The sequence below is a fragment of the Cupriavidus sp. H18C2 genome (assembly GCF_049393795.1).
GTDB classification, from domain to species: domain Bacteria; phylum Pseudomonadota; class Gammaproteobacteria; order Burkholderiales; family Burkholderiaceae; genus Cupriavidus; species Cupriavidus pauculus_C.
In genome coordinates this window covers 47,809-64,318 of record NZ_CP186010.1, presented here as the reverse complement: position 1 = coordinate 64,318, position 16,510 = coordinate 47,809, and the positions used below count along the sequence as shown (strand labels likewise).

Here is a 16,510-nt window from a genome sequence, read left to right as displayed (position 1 = left end):
CCCCTTACTCCTGCGGCCCCACGGCACCCGGCCGCAGCCGGATCGAGTCGACAAGCCGATCCCAGATCTCCAACGCTTCCGCGTCGTCGGCAAAGGAGGCTTCGTTGGTGGTGTAGTCGCTCTCCGTCACGTTCATCGAGACGTTGATGTGGGGGTCAGCCAACTCGTACGCCTTACCCGGCGACTCCCACTTGAAGGCGTAATGTCGTTTGCCAGCTTCGGTCCCCGCCACCAGGATTTCGTGACCCACAATCGGCCCCACATCACGCGCTTGGTTGCGCAACTGATGCATGCCGGCGATCGAACCCAGCAAGCTGGCGAGCAGTCCGCCCGATCGCTCTCGCAGCCCGGGGCGATCCACGCTTCGTGCGTAGGTGGCGATGCGGAGGGCAACGTCGGGCTTGCCGGCAAGGCGGATGGCTAGGGTCCAGCTTTCGTGGTTGAAGGCGGTGTTCTCCAATATGGTGTTTCTAACCACGAAGCCAGGTCGCTCGGGAATTGTCCCCGGAACGATCTCCCTCCAGCTCTGGCTCAGTTCATCGCAAACGGCGATGGCACTGTCGCGTAAATCGACAGTTACCTCGCCGGAGTAGATGACAGTCTGACCACCGGCCCGGTAGAACGTATCAAAAAGATAAACGTACTTGCTGAATGGCTCACGCCACGAAACAAGGGTTACGCCACGATTTGCGTGCTGAACGCGTTGCACAAACAGCGTGCCATGCTTGTTGTGCTTTGAAGCTCGAAGTACCCGTTCGCGGTCGTCGACCATCTTGTCGTACTCAGCGTTAGTCCTGATCTCGTCCGCCAACTCGATCTGCACCTCGTTGTGTCGCCACTGCGGGATGACGGTTGCAGTGTCAGGCACGTCGACCAGATGGCGACCGATCGCAATGGTCTTCCAGACCTGCATCATCACTCCCCCGGCCCCACGGCACCCGGCCGCAGCCGAATCGAGTCGACAAGCCGATCCCAGATCTCCAACGCTTCCGCGTCGTCGGCAAAGGAGGCTTCGTTGGTGGTGTAGTCGCTCTCCGTGACGTTCATGGAGACGTTGATATGGGGGTCGCCCAACTCGTACGCCTTACCCGGCGACTCCCACTTGAAGGCGTAATGTCGTTTGCCAGCTTCGGTCCCCGCCACCAGGATTTCGTGGGCCGCAATCGGTCCCACATCGTGCGCCTGATTGCGCAGCTGGTGCATGCCGGCGACGGATCGGAGCAGGCTGGGCAGTATCCCGCCTGCCCGCTCTCGCAACCCGGGGCGATCCACGCTTCGTGCGTAGGTGGCGATGCGCAGGGCAACGTCGGGCTTGCCGGCAAGGCGGATGGCCAGGGTCCAGCTTTCGGGGTTGAAGGCAGTCCGCGCCAGCAGCACGTTCCGTGCGACGAATCCCGCGTCCTGCGGGAGCGTGCCATCTTCGATCAAACGCCAACTCTGGCTTAGCGCGTCACGCGTTTGCCGCGCAACCTCCAGTCGATCCTCGGTAACTTCGCCGGAGTACAGGATGGTCTGGTTACCAACTCGAAAGTAGGTATCGAAAAGATACACATAGGTATCGCTTGCCTCGGGCCACGAAACCAGCGTCACGCTACGGTTGGCATGCGGCACGCGCCGCACGAACAGCGAGTCGTACTTGTCGTGCTTGCCTGCTCGCAATACCCTCTCACGCTCATTCACCATCTCGTCGAATTGCGCATCGGTCCGAACGTCATCGGCGAGGTTTATAGCCACGCCGTTGTACTGCCATTGAGGGATGACGGTAGCGTTGCCGGGTACGTCAACCAGATGACGACCAATCGCCAGGGTCCTCCAACCTTGCATCCCCTTACTCCTGCGGCCCCACGGCACCCGGCCGCAGCCGGATCGAGTCGACAAGCCGATCCCAGATCTCCAACGCTTCCGCGTCGTCGGCAAAGGAGGCTTCGTTGGTGGTGTAGTCGCTCTCCGTCACGTTCATCGAGACGTTGATGTGGGGGTCAGCCAACTCGTACGCCTTACCCGGCGACTCCCACTTGAAGGCGTAATGTCGTTTGCCAGCTTCGGTCCCCGCCACCAGGATTTCGTGACCCACAATCGGCCCCACATCACGCGCTTGGTTGCGCAACTGATGCATGCCGGCGAATGATCGCAGCAGGCTTGGCAGTATCCCGCCTGCCCGCTCTCGCAACCCGGGGCGATCCACGCTACGCGCATAGGTGGCGATGCGCAGGGCGACGTCGGGCTTGCCGGCAAGTCGAATGGCTAGGGTCCAGCTTTCGTGATTGAATAGCGTCCTCGCCAACATCACGTTGCGCGCGATGTATCCCGCCTTGTCAGGAACTGCTTCGTCCTCGATCAGTTGCCAGAATCGGCCTCGCTCTTCCTCAGCACGTAGCACTGCCTCACGCAGGTCGTCGGTCACGTCGCTGGAGTAAATGACCGCCTGAGCTCCAACCCGATAGAACGTCTCAAAAAGGAAAACGTACTGGCTGGTTGGCTTGCGCCAAGAAACCAGTGTTACCCCGCCGTTCGCATGTTGCACGCGCTGGACAAACAGCGTGTGGTGCGTGTCGTGCCTGGACGTTCGCAACACCCGTTCGCGTTCGTCGATCATCTTGGCGTATTCCGCATCGGTCCTGATTTCATCGGCCAACTTTATGAACGCATCGTTGTACTTCCACTGCGGAATAATGGTGGCACTGTACGGGACATCAACCAGATGGCGGCCAATGGCGACGGTCTTCCAGTCCTGCTTCATTTCCTATTTCTCCTCGTTCGACGGATACCAGTCAGCCTGCTGAGCGATCTTGATAATGGCGTAGAGCGTCGCAAACAGCGCACGCTCGTCGTTGTAGCTGTCTTGGTGGTCATAGCCGAACATTGCATTGCGCGTTCCTGGATTCTTATGACCGTGCGCAAATGACATGACGACACCTGGGCATCCAATCGGCGCGGCGGCAGATTCGAGGGGCACAGTTCCGTCGCCCGGCGACTGTGGCGGGGCAATGCGCATCCATATGCCGTCGGTGGTGCGGAGTTTTCCGTTTCCGTCATCGACTGCGATAGCTACGCTGTCGGGATTTACCACGCCTACGTCCAGTGCTTCCCAGGCGACTTCGCCCCACGCAAATCGGTCCATGGCCGCCATGAATCCGGTGTCGAAAACGCCTCCTCTATTCAGCTTCTTATCCCGTTCAGCTTGTGCGCCATAGTGAACGTACGTCCTGTTCATGTAGCGGCGCTCGATTGAGTTGTGGAATGCCTTAACGTCGACGATCCGATCAGAAAGTTCTCGCCGGGGCGACTGCGCCTTTTGTTCAGTGCTGATGCTCGATGCATCTGACGCGATCCGCTTCTTACCCAACGACAACATCCCCTCGTTATGCTCGGGCACCAGCCCATACCAGGCCGACGTCTGATAGATCTCCGAGTACGGGTCACCGTGCTGGGGCAGCGCCAGCACCGGCGGATGTTGGGCTCCCTGCCCTACCTTTCGCTCTCGCACGAAGAGCCATGGCTTTCCGTCGTTGTAGTCGGCTGTCGGCAGCAGTTCCAGAGCGCCGGGTGATTGCGCGGATACGGCCGTCACCTCTGCCGCGTTGCTGCCCAGGATGATCTGTTCCTTGCCTTCGAAGCCGGCCCGCATTCGCTTGTACGCGGCCGGTGCGCCGGTTGCCGGCTGTACGCCGTGCGAGACGCCCAGTACCTTGTCGCAGCCGTGGATTTCGGTCAGGGCGCGGCTCACCAGGCCGCCCATCGAGTGCGTGACGATGATCACCTTCTCCGCCACCACGCGTGATGGCCGCCTGCGGACCATCGTCGCTTCGTCCTTGCCCTTGCCGTCGGGGGTGCCGGTGACCCGGATCGTGCGGCCCTGGTTGTAGAACGGGAGCATCTGGTTTTCGATGAAGTCCTTGATCTGCTGGCCCGAATCGCGATTGCTCTGGATCCAGTTGTAGCCACCGGCCCAGACGTCGAACTTGTACCGCGCCGCGTGCAGGATTTCCTCGCGCGTCAGCGGCTCGCCGGTCTCGCTGCCCCAGTCGGTGGGCGATTCCGCGCCGGTCTCGTGGGCCCATTCCTTGAAGTCCACCTCGTTGCGCTCGAAGTCGTACAAGGCCAGGTTGTTCAGGTAGAACTCCAGATTGGCCATGAACGGGTGGTAGCTGGACCGCATCAGCGCGCCCCAGCCGCGCGCCTTGAGTACGTTCTTTGGCAGGCCGCTCCTGCCGGCGTCGATGGGGCCGCTGGGGTCCACCTCCACCCGGTCCATGGCCAGGGGTGTCCGCCCGTTCCTCGGCTGACGTGAAGGCGTAGACGATCAACTGCAGGAAGGCGTTCGGCAGTCCCACCAGGTCGGTGTTGGGCGGGCGCCAGGCCTTGCTGCCGTCGGTCTTGTTGCGCAGGTTGGTGCCCATGATGCCGGGCAGGAACAGCACGGGAATGATGCATGGCTTGAGGAGGACGATCTTCTCGATGTTCTCCTCGACGGGGCTCATCGTCGAGACGGTGTACGGCTGGCCGTCGTCGTCGATGAGCGTGGGCGGGATGACGATCCTCGGCGGGCTCATATCGCGCCCCGCACCGGACGACCAGCATGGCGGCTGGCTGACTGAAAGCGCATTGACCTGCGGCGTCTCCCGACTTTCCACATGTTGCACGGCTCCATTCGACGTGGCATGCCCGACGCATGCACATGGCGCCTCACACTACGTGAGCCGATACGGACCAGCTTTGGCTTAGGTCAAGGACGACTTGCCGACGCGGAGCCCTCGCGCGGGCCGCGGAACCACAAGGCAAACAGCCCTTCGGCCGTGCAGGCGGAAGGGCTTCGGAAAATGCCTAGGGAGAGTCAGTGCCTAATGCAACTGCCCGCCCTGCTCGCGGATATCGGTCTCGGTCGACAGCGTCGTTGCCACCGCCACGCGCAGGCCGGCGATCAGCGTGTCCAGGGCCAGGCTCGGTGCGCCGGGATGGCGGGCGGCCTGCTCAGGCAGGTAGGGGATATGGATGAAGCCGCCGCGCACGCCGCTCAGGCCGCGCTGGGCCAGCGTGTGCATCAGGCCGTAGAACACGTGGTTGCAGACGAACGTGCCGGCCGTCTGCGACACCATGGCCGGCACGCCGGCCGCGCGCAGGTCGCGGACGATGGCCTTGATGGGCAGCGTGGAGAAGTAGGCGGCGGGGCCGTCGGGGGCGATGGCGAGGTCCACGGGTTGCGCGCCCGCGTTGTCGGCGATGCGCGCGTCGTCCACGTTGATGCCGACCCGCTCGATCGACAGTTCCGTGCGGCCCCCCGCCTGACCCACGATCACCACGTCCGGTTGCAGCGACGCCACCAGCCCGGCCATCGCGTCGATGGCCTTGCCGAACACGCACGGCAACTGCCGCGCCACCACCACGGCGTCGCCGAAGCGCGCGCCGTCCAGCGCCCGCACCGCTTCCCATGACGGATTGATCGGCTCCTGCTCGAACGGCTCGAAGCCGGTCAGTAGAACGGTACGGGGCATGGTGGTTTCCTTACATCAGGAAGTAGAGCAGGAAGATGTTGGCCACGAGGATGGCCACCGCCGACGGCACCTGCGCGCGGATCACGGCGTTCTTGTCGTCCAGTTCCAGCAGCGCGGCGGGCACGATGTTGAAGTTGGCCGCCATCGGCGTCATCAGCGTGCCGCAGTAGCCCGAGAACATGCCGATGGCCGCCATCACCGCCGGGTTGGCGCCGAACACGCCCACCAGGATCGGCACGCCCACGCCGCCGGTCATGACCGGGAAGGCCGCGAAGCCGTTGCCCATGATGATCGTGAACAGCGCCATGCCCACGCAGTACACCGCCACGGCCACGAGCTTGAAGTCCATGTTGATGTACGACGTGGTCAGGTGCGCCACGGCCTTGCCCACGCCGGCGTCGGCAAACACCAGGCCGAGCATGGCCAGCATCTGCGGCAGCACCAGCGCCCAGCCCAGCGACTCGATGAGCCGGCGCGACTCGCGCATGCCCTGCGTGACGGTGTCGCGCGTCAGCCAGCAGACCACGAACAGCGACACCAGGCAGCCGATGCCCAGCGACACGAACGTCACGTTCTTGGGATCGAGCAGCGGCAGCCCGGCGATCTTCACGTCCTTGAACAGCACCGTGCCAAGCACCGTGATCAGCGGAATCAGCAGCGCCGGGATGAACAGCCGGGTGCCCAGGCGCCGCGCGCTGGCGCGCCGCTCGGCCTCGGGCAGCGTGCCGTGCTTGCCGATGCCCACGCCGCCAAACCCGGCGATCAGCGCCATCACCACCGCGGCCACGCCCACGATGGCCGGCGGGATCTTGTCGCCGACGAGAAAGATGACCGCGTAGAGCAGCCAGAACAGGCCCGTGGACAGCCGGCGCGGATGCGCCTTGTCCGTGAACGTCATCAGCGACGTGATCAGCAGGACAAAACCGGCCAGCCAGTACAGGTATTCGATCGAGACGATCATCGCTCACTCCCCCTTCGCGCCGGCGGTGGCCGGAGTGCCGGCGGCCTGCGGGCCACCGAGTTCGCGCTCCAGCCAGCCGTCCAGCCGCTTCAGGCGCACCGCGTGGATCAGGAACGCGCAGATCGCGGTGGGGATGCCCCATACGGCAATGTGCAGCGGTTCCACGTCGATGTTCGACGACAGCAGGAAGGTGTGCATCAGCGCGATGGCGCCGAACGCCACGAAGATGTCCTCGCCGAAGAACAGGCCCACGTTGTCGGTGGCGGCGCAGAACGCCAGCACGCGCTGGCGCACCGGCTCGGGCAGATGGCCGAAGCGGTTCTCGGCCGCGCCTTCGGCCATCGGGGCCAGCAGCGGCCGCACCATCTGCGGATGGCCGCCCAGGCTGGTCAGGCCCACCGCGGCGGTCAGCTCGCGCACGGCCAGGTAGACGATCAGCAGCCGGCCCACCGTGGCCGACGCGATGCGCGAGATCCACGCCTGCGCGTGCTCGCGCAGCCCGTGGCGCTCCAGCAGGCCGATCACGGCCAGCGGCAGCAGGATGATCAGCGGCAGGTTGCGCGCCTTGACGAACGCGGTGCCGATCGCCGTGAAGATCTGTTCGAGCGGCATCGACGCGGCCAGCCCCGTGACGATGGCGGCTGCCGCCACCACCATCATGGGATTGAACCGCAGGACAAAGCCAAGGATGATGACACCGACCCCCAGCAGGGGCCAAAGGTTGACAGCCGGTTGCATAGGACTTACCTGAGTGCGGAGTGGAGCAAAGCCAGCGCTGGCGGGGTTGGCCCGTCAGCTGGCCCGGATGGCGATGCCTTCCGCGCCGAGCCGTTCCCGGATGCGGCGTGCAAAGGCAAGCGCGTGGGCGCCGTCGCCGTGCAGACACACGGTTTCGGCGCGAATCGGTACCCAGGTGCCGTCGATGGCGCGCACCTGCCGGTCGCGGATCATCGACAGCGTCTGGTTCAGGGCGACGTCCTCGTCGTCGTGCAGCGCGCCCGGCGTGCCACGCCTGACCAGCGTGCCGTCGGGGTTGTAGCCGCGGTCGGCAAAGACCTCTTCCTTCACGCGCAGCCCGGCGTCGCGGGCCATCGTGATCATCTGGCTGTTGGCCAGGCCGAAGAAGACCAGGCTGGCGTCGTAGTCGCGCACGGCGCGGATGATGGCGTCGCACAGCCGGGCATCGCGCACGGCCATGTTGTAGAGCGCCCCGTGCGGCTTCACGTGGGCCAGCCGGCCGCCCTGCGCGCGCACCATGGCGTCGAGCGCGCCGATCTGGTACAGCACGTCGGCGTAGACGGCCTCGGGGTCGCGTTGCATCTCGGTGCGGCCGAAGTTGTCGCGGTCCGGAAAGCTCGGGTGCGCGCCGATGGCCACGTTGTTGTCCAGCGCCCACTTCACGGTCTGCAGCATCGTGGCCGCGTCGCCGGCGTGCCAGCCGCACGCGACGTTGGCGGAACTGATCAGCTTGAGCAGGGCTTCGTCGTTGCCGCAGCCTTCGCCAAGGTCGGCGTTCAGGTCGATTTGCATGGGAACGTTCTCCGGATGGATGGGGGCGGGGGAATTCATGCGACGAACCGCGTGGTGGTGCGGCGGCGCGCGGCAATCTGCATGCCGCCGTCCTGCCAGCGCAGCGCCTGGTCGATCTGGCGCAGGTAGCGGTCCACCTCGGCCTGCGCCGCGGCGGCCTGGTCCAGCGTCACCTGCGCAAACCGCACGGTGGCGCCCAGCGGCACCTGCGCCAGGCGCCACAGGTCGGCGCCAATCACGGTGCCGATCTTCGGGTAGCCGCCCGTGGTCTGCGCGTCGCTCATCAGCGCGATGGGCTGGCCGTTCGGCGGCACCTGCATCACGCCCGGCACCACGCCGTGCGACAGCAGGTCCGCAGACCGCTCGGCGCGGCGCGCCAGCGCGGGGCCTTCCAGCCGCAGGCCCATGCGGTTGCTCTGCGGCGTGATGGTCCAGTCAGCCGACCACAGCGCCTGCTGCGACGCGGGCTCGAAATCGGGATACTCGGGGCCGGGCAGCAGCCGGATGGTCAGCGCGTTGCCCTGGCGGTTGGCCGGCAGCGCCCAGCCCGGCGCGGCCACGCCGACCCAGTCCTGCGGCGCGGCCAGCCCCGGCCGGCCGGCGGGCAGGCGGTCGCCCTCCTTGAGCACGCGGCCTTCAAAGCCGCCGTAGCCGGACTTCAGGTCGGTGCTGCGCGATTGCATGACCAGCGGCACGTCGATGCCGCCGGCCACGCAGAGGTAGGTGCGGGTGCCGCCGCGCGGTGCGGGCAGCGTCAGGGTCTCGCCACGGCGCACGTCGAACGCATGCCAGGACCAGACCGGCACGCCGTCCAGGTTGGCGCTGCATTCGGCGCCGGTCAGCGCCACGCGCATGTCGGCGTCGAACCGCAACGCCGCGCGGCCGAGCGTGAATTCGATGGCCGCCGCGTTGGGGTCGTTGCCCAGCAGCCGGTTGCCCACGCGCAGCGCCAGGTCGTCGGCGGCGCCGGAGCGGCCCACGCCAAAGCGCCGGAAGCCCACGCGGCCCAGGTCCTGCACCGACGCCTGCGCGCCGGGTCGGATGATCTCGATCACAGCAGCACCTCCTCGGCAACGAAGCGGACGGTATCGCCCGGCGCGAACAGCGACGGCGGGTCGCGGTCGGCGACGAACAACTGGGCGTCGGTGCGGCCGATCAGCTGCCAGCCACCGGGCAGCACGGCCGGATAGATGCCGGTCTGCTCGCCGCCGATGCCCACGGCCCCGGCCGGCACGGCCAGGCGCGGCTCGCGGCGGCGCGGCGTGGCCAGCTCGGGCGCCAGCCCGCCCATGTAGGCAAAGCCGGGCTGGAAGCCCAGGAAATAGACCACGTACTCGCCCGCCGCATGGCGGCGCACCACTTCCTGCGGCGACAGGCCCGTGTGCGCGGCAACGTCGGCAATGTCGGGGCCGAACTCGCCGCCGTAGCGCACGGGGATCTCCACCAGCTTGCCCGTGGCGTTACGCGTCTCGCCGGACGCCCAGGCCAGCTTCAGGTTGCGCTCCAGCGCGTCGACGTCGGCGCTGGCGTCGAAGGTCAGCGTCAGGTTGTTCATGCCCGGCACCACGTCCACCACGCCGCGCCAGTCGGCGGCGCGCTCGGCCATCGCCCAGATGCGTCGCTGGACGTCCAGCGACGCGGGCGGCGCCACGCTGTACAGCAGCGCCTGCTCGGCCAGACGGTGAACGGTGCAGTGGGGCATGGACGGGCTCACAGGTTGGATCGGGTTCGGTGCATGCAGTGTAGGCGCCACAAGCACCGCGTTCCGGCGTCGTCGGGAATCCCCGCGTGACTCAAGAAAATTTCATCGACGATTTATCGATAAATTCATGGTATCGAAACATGGTCATGCCCGGCACCTCGGGGGAACCCTAGGTCGTTTTGCACGGAAATGCGGCAAACGGCGCCGAAACGGGGAGAAAGCGGCGCGGCGGGCGCCCCCGCTGAAAGGTGGCTGAAAGGCGCGATGCAGACATCCAGCCCCCATCAAGCAAAAAAGCCGCGCCCCCGGAGGGACGCGGCTTCTGTGCGGGGCAGGACGGGCCGGAGGGGCCGGTCAGGCAAACCCGGCCTGATGGGCCTGCTGGTCGGCGTGGTACGAACTGCGGACCATGGCACCCACGGCGGCATGGGTGAAGCCCATCTTGTACGCCTCTTCCTCGAACATCTTGAAGGTGTCCGGATGGACGTAGCGCATCACCGGCAGGTGGTGGTTCGACGGCGCCAGGTACTGGCCGATCGTCAGCATGTCGATGTCGTGGGCGCGCATGTCGCGCATGACTTCCAGGATTTCCTCGTCGGTCTCGCCCAGGCCCACCATCAGGCCAGACTTGGTCGGCACGTCCGGGTTGCGGCGCTTGAACTCCTGCAGCAGTTTCAGCGAGTGCGCGTAGTCGGCGCCCGGGCGGGCCTGCTTGTACAGGCGCGGCACCGTTTCCATGTTGTGGTTCATCACGTCGGGCGGCGACACCTGCAGGATGTCTAGCGCCTTGTCCAGGCGGCCGCGGAAGTCCGGCACCAGCACCTCGATGCGCGTGTTCGGCGACAGCTCGCGCGTCTGCGAGATGCAGTCGACGTAATGCTGGGCGCCGCCGTCGCGCAGGTCGTCGCGGTCCACGCTGGTGATCACCACGTAGTTGAGCTTGAGCTGGGCGATGGTGCGGGCCAGGTTGCCGGGCTCGTTCACGTCCAGCGGGTCCGGGCGGCCATGGCCGACGTCGCAGAACGGGCAGCGGCGCGTGCACTTGTCGCCCATGATCATGAACGTGGCCGTGCCCTTGCCAAAGCACTCGCCGATGTTCGGGCAGCTGGCTTCCTCGCAGACGGTGACGAGGTTGTTGGCGCGCAGGATGTCCTTGATCTCGTAGAACCGCGAATTGCCGGTGGCGGCCTTGACGCGGATCCAGTCCGGCTTCTTGAGCTTTTCGGCCGGCACGATCTTGATGGGGATGCGCGCGGTCTTCTCGGCGGACTTCTGCTTCTTCGTGGCGTCGTATTCGGCAGGGCTTTGCGCGGCAGGGCTTTGCGGGGCTTCGCTGGACGTGGCGATCAGGGCGTCGCTCATACTGTTCTCCGCACGCGCAGCCGCGTGCATGTTGGGCGTTGAATCGGGGCCGGGCGTGCCACGGTCAGGCAGCCTCGGCGGCGGCATTTCCGTGGGCCTGCCGCGCGCGCGACTCGCGCGCCGACAGGACCTCGCACAGGGCCGCCGCCAGGCGTCGTGCGATTGCGGGTTGTTGTGCCGCGGTAACGGGCAGCGGGCCGGCATCGTCCGCCGCCGCGAAGGTGGCGCCCGCCGTGGCCATGTCGACTGTTTCCAGCCCGGCATAGCCGCACGGGTTGATGCGCAGGAACGGGCCCAGGTCCATCTGCACGTTCAGGCTGACGCCGTGGTAGCTGCAGCCGTTGCGGATCTTGAGCCCGAGCGCGGCAATCTTGGCGCCCCGGTGGGGTCCGTCGGTCAGATAGATCCCGGGCGCGCCGGCCTTGCGTTCGGCTGCGAGATTATACGCCGCGAGCGTGTCCAGCACGGCCTGCTCGATATCGTGCACCAGCTCGCGCACCATCAGGTGGCGGCGGCGCAGGTCCAGCAGCAGGTAGGCCACGACCTGGCCGGGGCCGTGATAGGTGATCTGTCCGCCACGGTCGATCTGCACGACCGGAATGGCGTCGTCCGGGGCCAGCAGGTGGGCCGGGTCGCCGGCCTGCCCGAGCGTGTAGACGGGAGGATGCTCGACCAGCCAGATCTGGTCAGGCGTCTCGGGCGTGCGGGCCGCGGTGAAGGCCCGCATGGCGTCGAAACAGGGCGCGTACGGCTGGCGGCCCTGGTCGATGACTTGGATCGGATGCATGCCCGAGAGTGTAACGAAAAGGGCCGGGCTGCGCTGGCAGTCCGGCCCTGTGCCGGGTGGTGCGAGGGGGGCGCCAAGGTGCCGCGAAGATCACCTGCGCGGCTGCCCGCCTTCGCGGGGTGGCCACACCTGCTCCAGGTGCGGCCGGCCGTCGGCAGCGCGCTCAGGAGGCGTGTACCTTGTCTTTCCCCGGCGTCGATTCGGTGCCTCGAACCAGACGCTTCACGGCGCGGTACACCAGGTGCGGCACGTCGGCCAGCGTCAGCACCGGGCGGCGGGCTTCGGCGATCAGGGCCAGCCGCACCGGTCCGCTGGCGCGCGGGTCGATGCTCAGCACGATCTCGTCCCCGCGCCGCAGCAGCAGGCTGCCGCCGCAGCGCAGCCAGTAGTCCTCGGAATCATTCTCGCGGGTCACCCATACGTCCACGCCTTTGGCATCTTCCACGAACAGGCGCTGGGCGGCGTGCACCGACAGCGGTGCCACTTCGCCGGGGTTCAGCGTGAAGACGGTCGTTGTGAGTAGGGCTTTCATGATCGGTTCTCCGTGAGTCCGGGGCCCGGCGCGCGGCCGGCAGGTCCGGAACTGGCTTGGTCATTGGACCAGCACAGTTGGGGGCGCGTGTGGCGGGGTCCGGTGCATTGGATTCTAGGGAGGTCCACGCCACTATCAAAACGATATATATTCTTGGGTCTTGTTAGCTCATCTCACATAGCCGAGGTCATCATGGTCTGGAGCGGCGCCTGGCATCCCGACGAACCCCGTAGCTGGAAACGCGAATTTCCGCGCCTGCCCGCGCTGGCCGCGCTGCGCACGTTCGAGGCCGCCGCGCGCCACGAAAGCTTCTCGCGCGCGGCGGCCGAGCTGTTCGTCACCCATGGCGCGGTCAGCCACCAGATTCGCGCGCTGGAGGAGGAACTGGGCCAGCCGCTGTTCGAGCGCCGGGGCAAGCGCGTGATGCTGACCGCCAACGGCCGGCTCTACGCCGAGCGCGTGCGCGACGCGCTGCTGCAGATTGCCGACGCCACGCGCGCGCTGCAGGCCGGCAACCGCGAGAAGCGCCTGACCATCAGCACCATGCCGTCGTTTGCCGCGCGCTGGCTCACGCCGCGCATCGGCAGCTTCATCGAGCAGCACCCCGAGTTCGACGTGGAGCTGCTGTCGTCGAACTCTCTGGTCGACTTTGCCTCGGAGGAGGTGGACGTGGCGCTGCGGATGGGGAGCGGCCAGTATCCGGGCCTGTATGTGGAGCGGCTGCTCGACGACGTGTTCTTTCCGGTCTGCAGCCCGAACTTCAACGGCGGCCGCCTGCCCGAGCAGCCCGCGCACATGGCCGGCATGCCGCTGCTGCGCGGCGAGGGCGATCCGTGGAAACCGTGGTTCGAAGCCGCCGGGCTGACCTGGGCCGAGCCGACCAAGGGCCTGATGATGCAGGATTCGTCGCTGCTGCTGCAGGCCGCCGCCGAGGGCCAGGGCATCGCGCTGATCCGCTCGTCGCTGGCCTATAACGACCTGCTGTCCGGGCGCGTGGTGCGGCTGTTTGACGTGAGCATCCCGTGCCCGTGGCTGCTGCACTTTGTCTGCACGCACGCCAGCCTGGAAACCCCGAAGGTGCAGGCGTTCCGCCAGTGGCTGCTGCCCGAGATGGAGCGCTTCCGGAACATCCTGTCGCAGTGGACCTAGCCGACTGACCTACTCGTCGGCATCCGGCGCCTCGGCTGCCGGAGGCGGCGCGCTGGCGGCACCCTTGGCTGACCGCCCGGCGCGCGGATGGGCCTGGTCGTAGACCTTGGCCAGGTGCTGGAAGTCGAGTGAGGTGTAGACCTGCGTCGTGGCGATGCTGGCGTGGCCGAGCATTTCCTGCACCGCGCGCAGGTCGCCCGACGATTGCAGCAGGTGCGTGGCAAACGAGTGCCGCAGCATGTGGGGATGGACGTTGGTCGGCACGCCGGCCGCCAGCGCCTGTTGCTTGATCCGCGTCTGGATCGTGCTGCCCGACAGCCGCCGGCCGCGCGCGCCCAGGAACAGCGCGTGGGCGTCCTCGGGCAGCGCGCCGGGGCGCAGCAGCGTATCGCGCACCGCCAGCCATGCCCGCAGCGCCTCGATCGCCTTGCTGCCCACCGGCACGGTGCGGCGCCGCGACCCCTTGCCGATCACCGTCACCTCGGCGCCGGCCAGGTCCAGCCAGCCGGCCGAGCGGTAGTCGCCGTCCTCGGTGTAGCGCACGTCTAGCTGGGTCAGTTCGGACAGCCGCAGCCCGCTGGAATAGAACAGTTCGAAGACGGCCTGGTCGCGCGCGGCGTCGGCCGTGTCGCCGCGCCGGTGCGCCACCAGCGCCACCGCGTGCTCCACCGACAGCGCCTTGGGCAACGGCTGCCCGCGCTTGGGCGCGCGCACCCCATCGACGGGATTGGCGGCCACGCCATGCCCATGCCGCGCTGCCCACAGATAGAAGCCGCGCCACGCCGACAGCGCCCGCGCGATGGTCCGGGCCGACAGCCCGCCACCGTGCAGCCGGGCGGCGAACGACCGGATATGGCGCGTTTCCAGCGCCAGCAGCGGCACGCCGGGCGCCAGCCGCATGGCCGATTCCTGCAGCACGGCCAGGTCGTGGCCGTAGCCGACGAGCGTGTATTCCGAAAGTTTGCGGTTGGTTGCCAGCCAGTCCAGGTAGCGCGCCACGAGCGGATCGGGCGGCGGCTTCGGGGCCGTATCGGCCGCGGCGGGATCTGGCTTGGCCGGACGGCGGATCATGGCGGGAAGGTGGCGGCCCGGCAGGCCGCTCAGTCGCGCAGGCGGTTCAGGGCCGCGCCGGCCACCTCGCCAATCTGCGACAGGTAGGCCGTGCCCATGCCTTCGTGGAAGCGGCGCGGCTCGGGCGATCCCAGCACCAGCAGGCCGAACGCCGGGCCGGCGTCCTCCTCGGCCGAGCGGGCCGGCGCGCGCAGCGTCACCATGGCCAGCGACGCGATGTCGTCGCGCTCCAGCAGCCCGGCCGCCTCGAAGCCGCTGTTCGCGCCGCAGTACGGCGCGCGCAGCCCTTCGGCAAACAGGCGCAGGTCATCGCTGGCGCCCTGGGCCACTTCCATGTGCGCGAACGGCTCGGCCACGTTCCACAGGCGCAGGGCCACGGCCGGCACGTCGAACACCTGCTGCAGGCCGTCCTGCACCGCGTACGGCAGCGCGTGGGAATCGGCCTCGGCCAGCAGGCGCAGTTGCCACGCGTGCATGCGCTGCTGCGTGCGGTCGTTCTCGTGGCCGTGGCGTACCAGGTCGGCCAGCTTCAGCTCCAGGCCCTTGTTCTTCTCGCGCAGGATTTCCATCTGGCGCTCCTGCAGCGACACCGCGCGGTGGCTGTGCGGGCTGGTGAGCTGCACGGTGGCCAGCAGCTCGGCGTGGTCCTCGAAGAACTGGGGGTTGTTCTGCAGGAAAGCGGCAACGTCTTGCGCGTTCATAAGCTTCTACCGGTACGAATTCAGGTTTTTTCGGCTGGCAGTGTAGCAAAGTGCCTTTGCGGGCGGCTTCAGGTCTGGATCAGCCGCTTCTGCCGCGAAATACTCATCAGGATGCCGATGCCCATGCCCAGCGTCACCAGCGCCGTCCCGCCATAGCTCAGCAGCGGCAGCGGCACGCCCACCACGGGCAGGATCCCGCTCACCATGCCCATGTTCACGAACGCATAGGTGAAGAAGATCAGCGTGATGGCCCCGGCCAGCAGCCGCGAGAACAGCGTGGGCGCGTTGGCCGCGATATACAGCCCGCGGAAGATCAGCAGCAGGTACAGCACCAGCAGCACCGCGTTGCCAATCAGCCCGAACTCCTCGGAAAACACCGCGAAGATGAAGTCGGTGTGCTTTTCCGGGATGAATTCGAGGTGGGTCTGGGTGCCCTTGAGCCAGCCCTTGCCCGTCACCCCGCCCGAGCCGATGGCGATGATCGACTGGATCGTGTGGAAGCCCTTGCCCAGCGGGTCGGTGGTCGGGTCCAGCAGCGTGCAGACGCGGTGCTGCTGGTAGTCGTGCAGCACGGGCCAGTTCACGCCCGGCGCGCAGATCTGGCTCTCGTAGGCCACCAGCAGCGTGATGGCCACCACGCCCACCGCCAGCAGCGGCAGGATGATCTTCCACGACAGCCCGGCGAAGTAGATCACGTACAGGCCGGCGGCCAGCACCAGCAGGCCGGTGCCCAGGTCTGGCTGCTTGGCGATCAGGCCCACCGGGACGCCCAGGATGGCCAGCGCCACGATGAAGTCGAACCACTTGATCACGCCCTCGCGCTTCTGGAAGTACCACGCCAGCATCAGCGGCATCGAGATCTTCATGATCTCGGACGGCTGGATCACCATGCCCACGTTCAGCCAGCGCCGCGCGCCCTTGCGGATCAGGCCGAACATCGCCACGGCCACCAGCAGCGCCACCCCCACCGTGTAGAGCGGCACGGCAACCCGCATCAGCAACTGCGTGGGCATGTACGCGATGACGATCATCACCACGTACGACAGCAGGATGTTGCGAAGTTGGTCCTCCACGCGGCCGGGCATGTCGATGGCGGCCGAATACAGCGCCACGATGCCCGTGGCGAACAGCAGGAAGACGATCAGGGCCAGCGGCTTGTCGAAGCCGGTCAGGGCCGTCTTGATCATCGATGCGACGCGGCGTTTGTCCATGGCGCGTCTCCT

General features: G+C 66.9%; 17 protein-coding genes. 1 reads left to right on the top strand and 16 read right to left on the bottom strand.

Going from position 1 to position 16,510, the window contains the following annotated elements; all coding sequences use genetic code 11:
• Nucleotides 1–4: 4 nt before the first annotated feature.
• The 13 genes from EPAKOI_RS00290 to EPAKOI_RS00230 all read right to left on the bottom strand — a co-directional run bounded on the left by EPAKOI_RS00290 (nucleotide 5) and on the right by EPAKOI_RS00230 (nucleotide 12,366).
• Entirely contained in the window at nucleotides 5–916 is a 912-nt protein-coding gene (locus EPAKOI_RS00290; protein WP_423192685.1) for a T6SS immunity protein Tli4 family protein, read from the bottom strand.
• Entirely contained in the window at nucleotides 916–1,824 is a 909-nt protein-coding gene (locus EPAKOI_RS00285; protein ID WP_423192684.1) for a T6SS immunity protein Tli4 family protein, read from the bottom strand. The genes EPAKOI_RS00290 and EPAKOI_RS00285 overlap by 1 nt, the downstream gene beginning before the upstream one ends.
• Nucleotides 1,825–1,828: 4 nt before the next feature.
• Complete coding sequence (locus EPAKOI_RS00280; protein ID WP_423192683.1) at nucleotides 1,829–2,740, bottom strand: T6SS immunity protein Tli4 family protein; 912 nt, start codon at nucleotides 2,738–2,740, stop codon at nucleotides 1,829–1,831.
• A gap of 3 nt (nucleotides 2,741–2,743) precedes the next feature.
• The gene (locus EPAKOI_RS00275; protein WP_423192682.1) at nucleotides 2,744–4,255 is read right to left on the bottom strand and encodes an esterase/lipase family protein; all 1,512 of its coding nucleotides are present in this window, start codon (nucleotides 4,253–4,255) and stop codon (nucleotides 2,744–2,746) included.
• Between the two features lie 586 nt (nucleotides 4,256–4,841).
• Complete coding sequence (gene pcp, locus EPAKOI_RS00270; protein ID WP_423192681.1) at nucleotides 4,842–5,492, bottom strand: pyroglutamyl-peptidase I; 651 nt, start codon at nucleotides 5,490–5,492, stop codon at nucleotides 4,842–4,844.
• Nucleotides 5,493–5,502: 10 nt separating this feature from the next.
• Entirely contained in the window at nucleotides 5,503–6,453 is a 951-nt protein-coding gene (locus EPAKOI_RS00265) for a DUF979 domain-containing protein (protein WP_423192680.1), read from the bottom strand.
• Between the two features lie 3 nt (nucleotides 6,454–6,456).
• Nucleotides 6,457–7,191: a DUF969 domain-containing protein gene (locus EPAKOI_RS00260; RefSeq protein WP_124682747.1), complete on the bottom strand. Its 735-nt coding sequence runs from the start codon at nucleotides 7,189–7,191 to the stop codon at nucleotides 6,457–6,459.
• Nucleotides 7,192–7,245: 54 nt separating this feature from the next.
• A complete protein-coding gene (gene pxpA, locus EPAKOI_RS00255) occupies nucleotides 7,246–7,983 on the bottom strand; it encodes a 5-oxoprolinase subunit PxpA (protein WP_313838829.1) in 738 nt (245 codons plus the stop codon).
• A 35-nt stretch (nucleotides 7,984–8,018) separates the two neighbouring features.
• Nucleotides 8,019–9,038: a biotin-dependent carboxyltransferase family protein gene (locus EPAKOI_RS00250; protein WP_124682749.1), complete on the bottom strand. Its 1,020-nt coding sequence runs from the start codon at nucleotides 9,036–9,038 to the stop codon at nucleotides 8,019–8,021.
• Nucleotides 9,035–9,685, bottom strand: a complete 651-nt coding sequence (gene pxpB / locus EPAKOI_RS00245) for a 5-oxoprolinase subunit PxpB (protein ID WP_313838825.1) — start codon at nucleotides 9,683–9,685, stop codon at nucleotides 9,035–9,037. Before pxpB ends, EPAKOI_RS00250 begins: the two co-directional genes overlap by 4 nt.
• A 354-nt stretch (nucleotides 9,686–10,039) precedes the next feature.
• Nucleotides 10,040–11,047, bottom strand: coding sequence for a lipoyl synthase (gene lipA / locus EPAKOI_RS00240; RefSeq protein ID WP_313838823.1), 1,008 nt, complete (start codon nucleotides 11,045–11,047; stop codon nucleotides 10,040–10,042).
• Nucleotides 11,048–11,111: 64 nt separating this feature from the next.
• Entirely contained in the window at nucleotides 11,112–11,834 is a 723-nt protein-coding gene (lipB, locus tag EPAKOI_RS00235; protein ID WP_124682752.1) for a lipoyl(octanoyl) transferase LipB, read from the bottom strand.
• Nucleotides 11,835–11,997: 163 nt separating this feature from the next.
• Entirely contained in the window at nucleotides 11,998–12,366 is a 369-nt protein-coding gene (locus EPAKOI_RS00230) for a DUF2917 domain-containing protein (protein ID WP_423192679.1), read from the bottom strand.
• 192 nt (nucleotides 12,367–12,558) lie between these two features.
• Between EPAKOI_RS00230 and EPAKOI_RS00225 the strand changes: the two genes are divergently transcribed.
• Nucleotides 12,559–13,515 carry a transcriptional regulator GcvA gene (locus tag EPAKOI_RS00225; protein WP_124682754.1) on the top strand — a complete coding sequence of 319 codons (957 nt, stop codon included), beginning with the start codon at nucleotides 12,559–12,561 and terminating at the stop codon, nucleotides 13,513–13,515.
• A gap of 9 nt (nucleotides 13,516–13,524) precedes the next feature.
• Here EPAKOI_RS00225 and EPAKOI_RS00220 read toward each other — a convergent pair whose 3' ends face one another.
• The 3 genes from EPAKOI_RS00220 to rodA form a co-directional block, all read right to left on the bottom strand.
• Nucleotides 13,525–14,586, bottom strand: coding sequence for a tyrosine recombinase XerC (locus tag EPAKOI_RS00220; protein WP_423192678.1), 1,062 nt, complete (start codon nucleotides 14,584–14,586; stop codon nucleotides 13,525–13,527).
• 29 nt (nucleotides 14,587–14,615) lie between these two features.
• Nucleotides 14,616–15,287, bottom strand: a complete 672-nt coding sequence (locus EPAKOI_RS00215; protein ID WP_124682756.1) for a DUF484 family protein — start codon at nucleotides 15,285–15,287, stop codon at nucleotides 14,616–14,618.
• A 68-nt stretch (nucleotides 15,288–15,355) separates the two neighbouring features.
• Complete coding sequence (gene rodA, locus EPAKOI_RS00210; protein ID WP_313838814.1) at nucleotides 15,356–16,498, bottom strand: rod shape-determining protein RodA; 1,143 nt, start codon at nucleotides 16,496–16,498, stop codon at nucleotides 15,356–15,358.
• Nucleotides 16,499–16,510: the final 12 nt, after the last annotated feature.

Bases quoted from the DNA above. Each gene is read 5' to 3' on its own strand.
- EPAKOI_RS00290 (WP_423192685.1), bottom strand. From the start codon at position 916: ATGATGCAGGTCTGGAAGACCATTGCGATCGGTCGCCATCTGGTCGAC.
- EPAKOI_RS00285 (WP_423192684.1), bottom strand. From the start codon at position 1,824: ATGCAAGGTTGGAGGACCCTGGCGATTGGTCGTCATCTGGTTGACGTA.
- EPAKOI_RS00280 (WP_423192683.1), bottom strand. From the start codon at position 2,740: ATGAAGCAGGACTGGAAGACCGTCGCCATTGGCCGCCATCTGGTTGAT.
- EPAKOI_RS00275 (WP_423192682.1), bottom strand. From the start codon at position 4,255: ATGGACCGGGTGGAGGTGGACCCCAGCGGCCCCATCGACGCCGGCAGG.
- pcp (WP_423192681.1), bottom strand. From the start codon at position 5,492: ATGCCCCGTACCGTTCTACTGACCGGCTTCGAGCCGTTCGAGCAGGAG.
- EPAKOI_RS00265 (WP_423192680.1), bottom strand. From the start codon at position 6,453: ATGATCGTCTCGATCGAATACCTGTACTGGCTGGCCGGTTTTGTCCTG.
- EPAKOI_RS00260 (WP_124682747.1), bottom strand. From the start codon at position 7,191: ATGCAACCGGCTGTCAACCTTTGGCCCCTGCTGGGGGTCGGTGTCATC.
- pxpA (WP_313838829.1), bottom strand. From the start codon at position 7,983: ATGCAAATCGACCTGAACGCCGACCTTGGCGAAGGCTGCGGCAACGAC.
- pxpB (WP_313838825.1), bottom strand. From the start codon at position 9,685: ATGCCCCACTGCACCGTTCACCGTCTGGCCGAGCAGGCGCTGCTGTAC.
- lipA (WP_313838823.1), bottom strand. From the start codon at position 11,047: ATGAGCGACGCCCTGATCGCCACGTCCAGCGAAGCCCCGCAAAGCCCT.
- lipB (WP_124682752.1), bottom strand. From the start codon at position 11,834: ATGCATCCGATCCAAGTCATCGACCAGGGCCGCCAGCCGTACGCGCCC.
- EPAKOI_RS00230 (WP_423192679.1), bottom strand. From the start codon at position 12,366: ATGAAAGCCCTACTCACAACGACCGTCTTCACGCTGAACCCCGGCGAA.
- EPAKOI_RS00225 (WP_124682754.1), top strand. From the start codon at position 12,559: ATGGTCTGGAGCGGCGCCTGGCATCCCGACGAACCCCGTAGCTGGAAA.
- EPAKOI_RS00220 (WP_423192678.1), bottom strand. From the start codon at position 14,586: ATGATCCGCCGTCCGGCCAAGCCAGATCCCGCCGCGGCCGATACGGCC.
- EPAKOI_RS00215 (WP_124682756.1), bottom strand. From the start codon at position 15,287: ATGAACGCGCAAGACGTTGCCGCTTTCCTGCAGAACAACCCCCAGTTC.
- rodA (WP_313838814.1), bottom strand. From the start codon at position 16,498: ATGGACAAACGCCGCGTCGCATCGATGATCAAGACGGCCCTGACCGGC.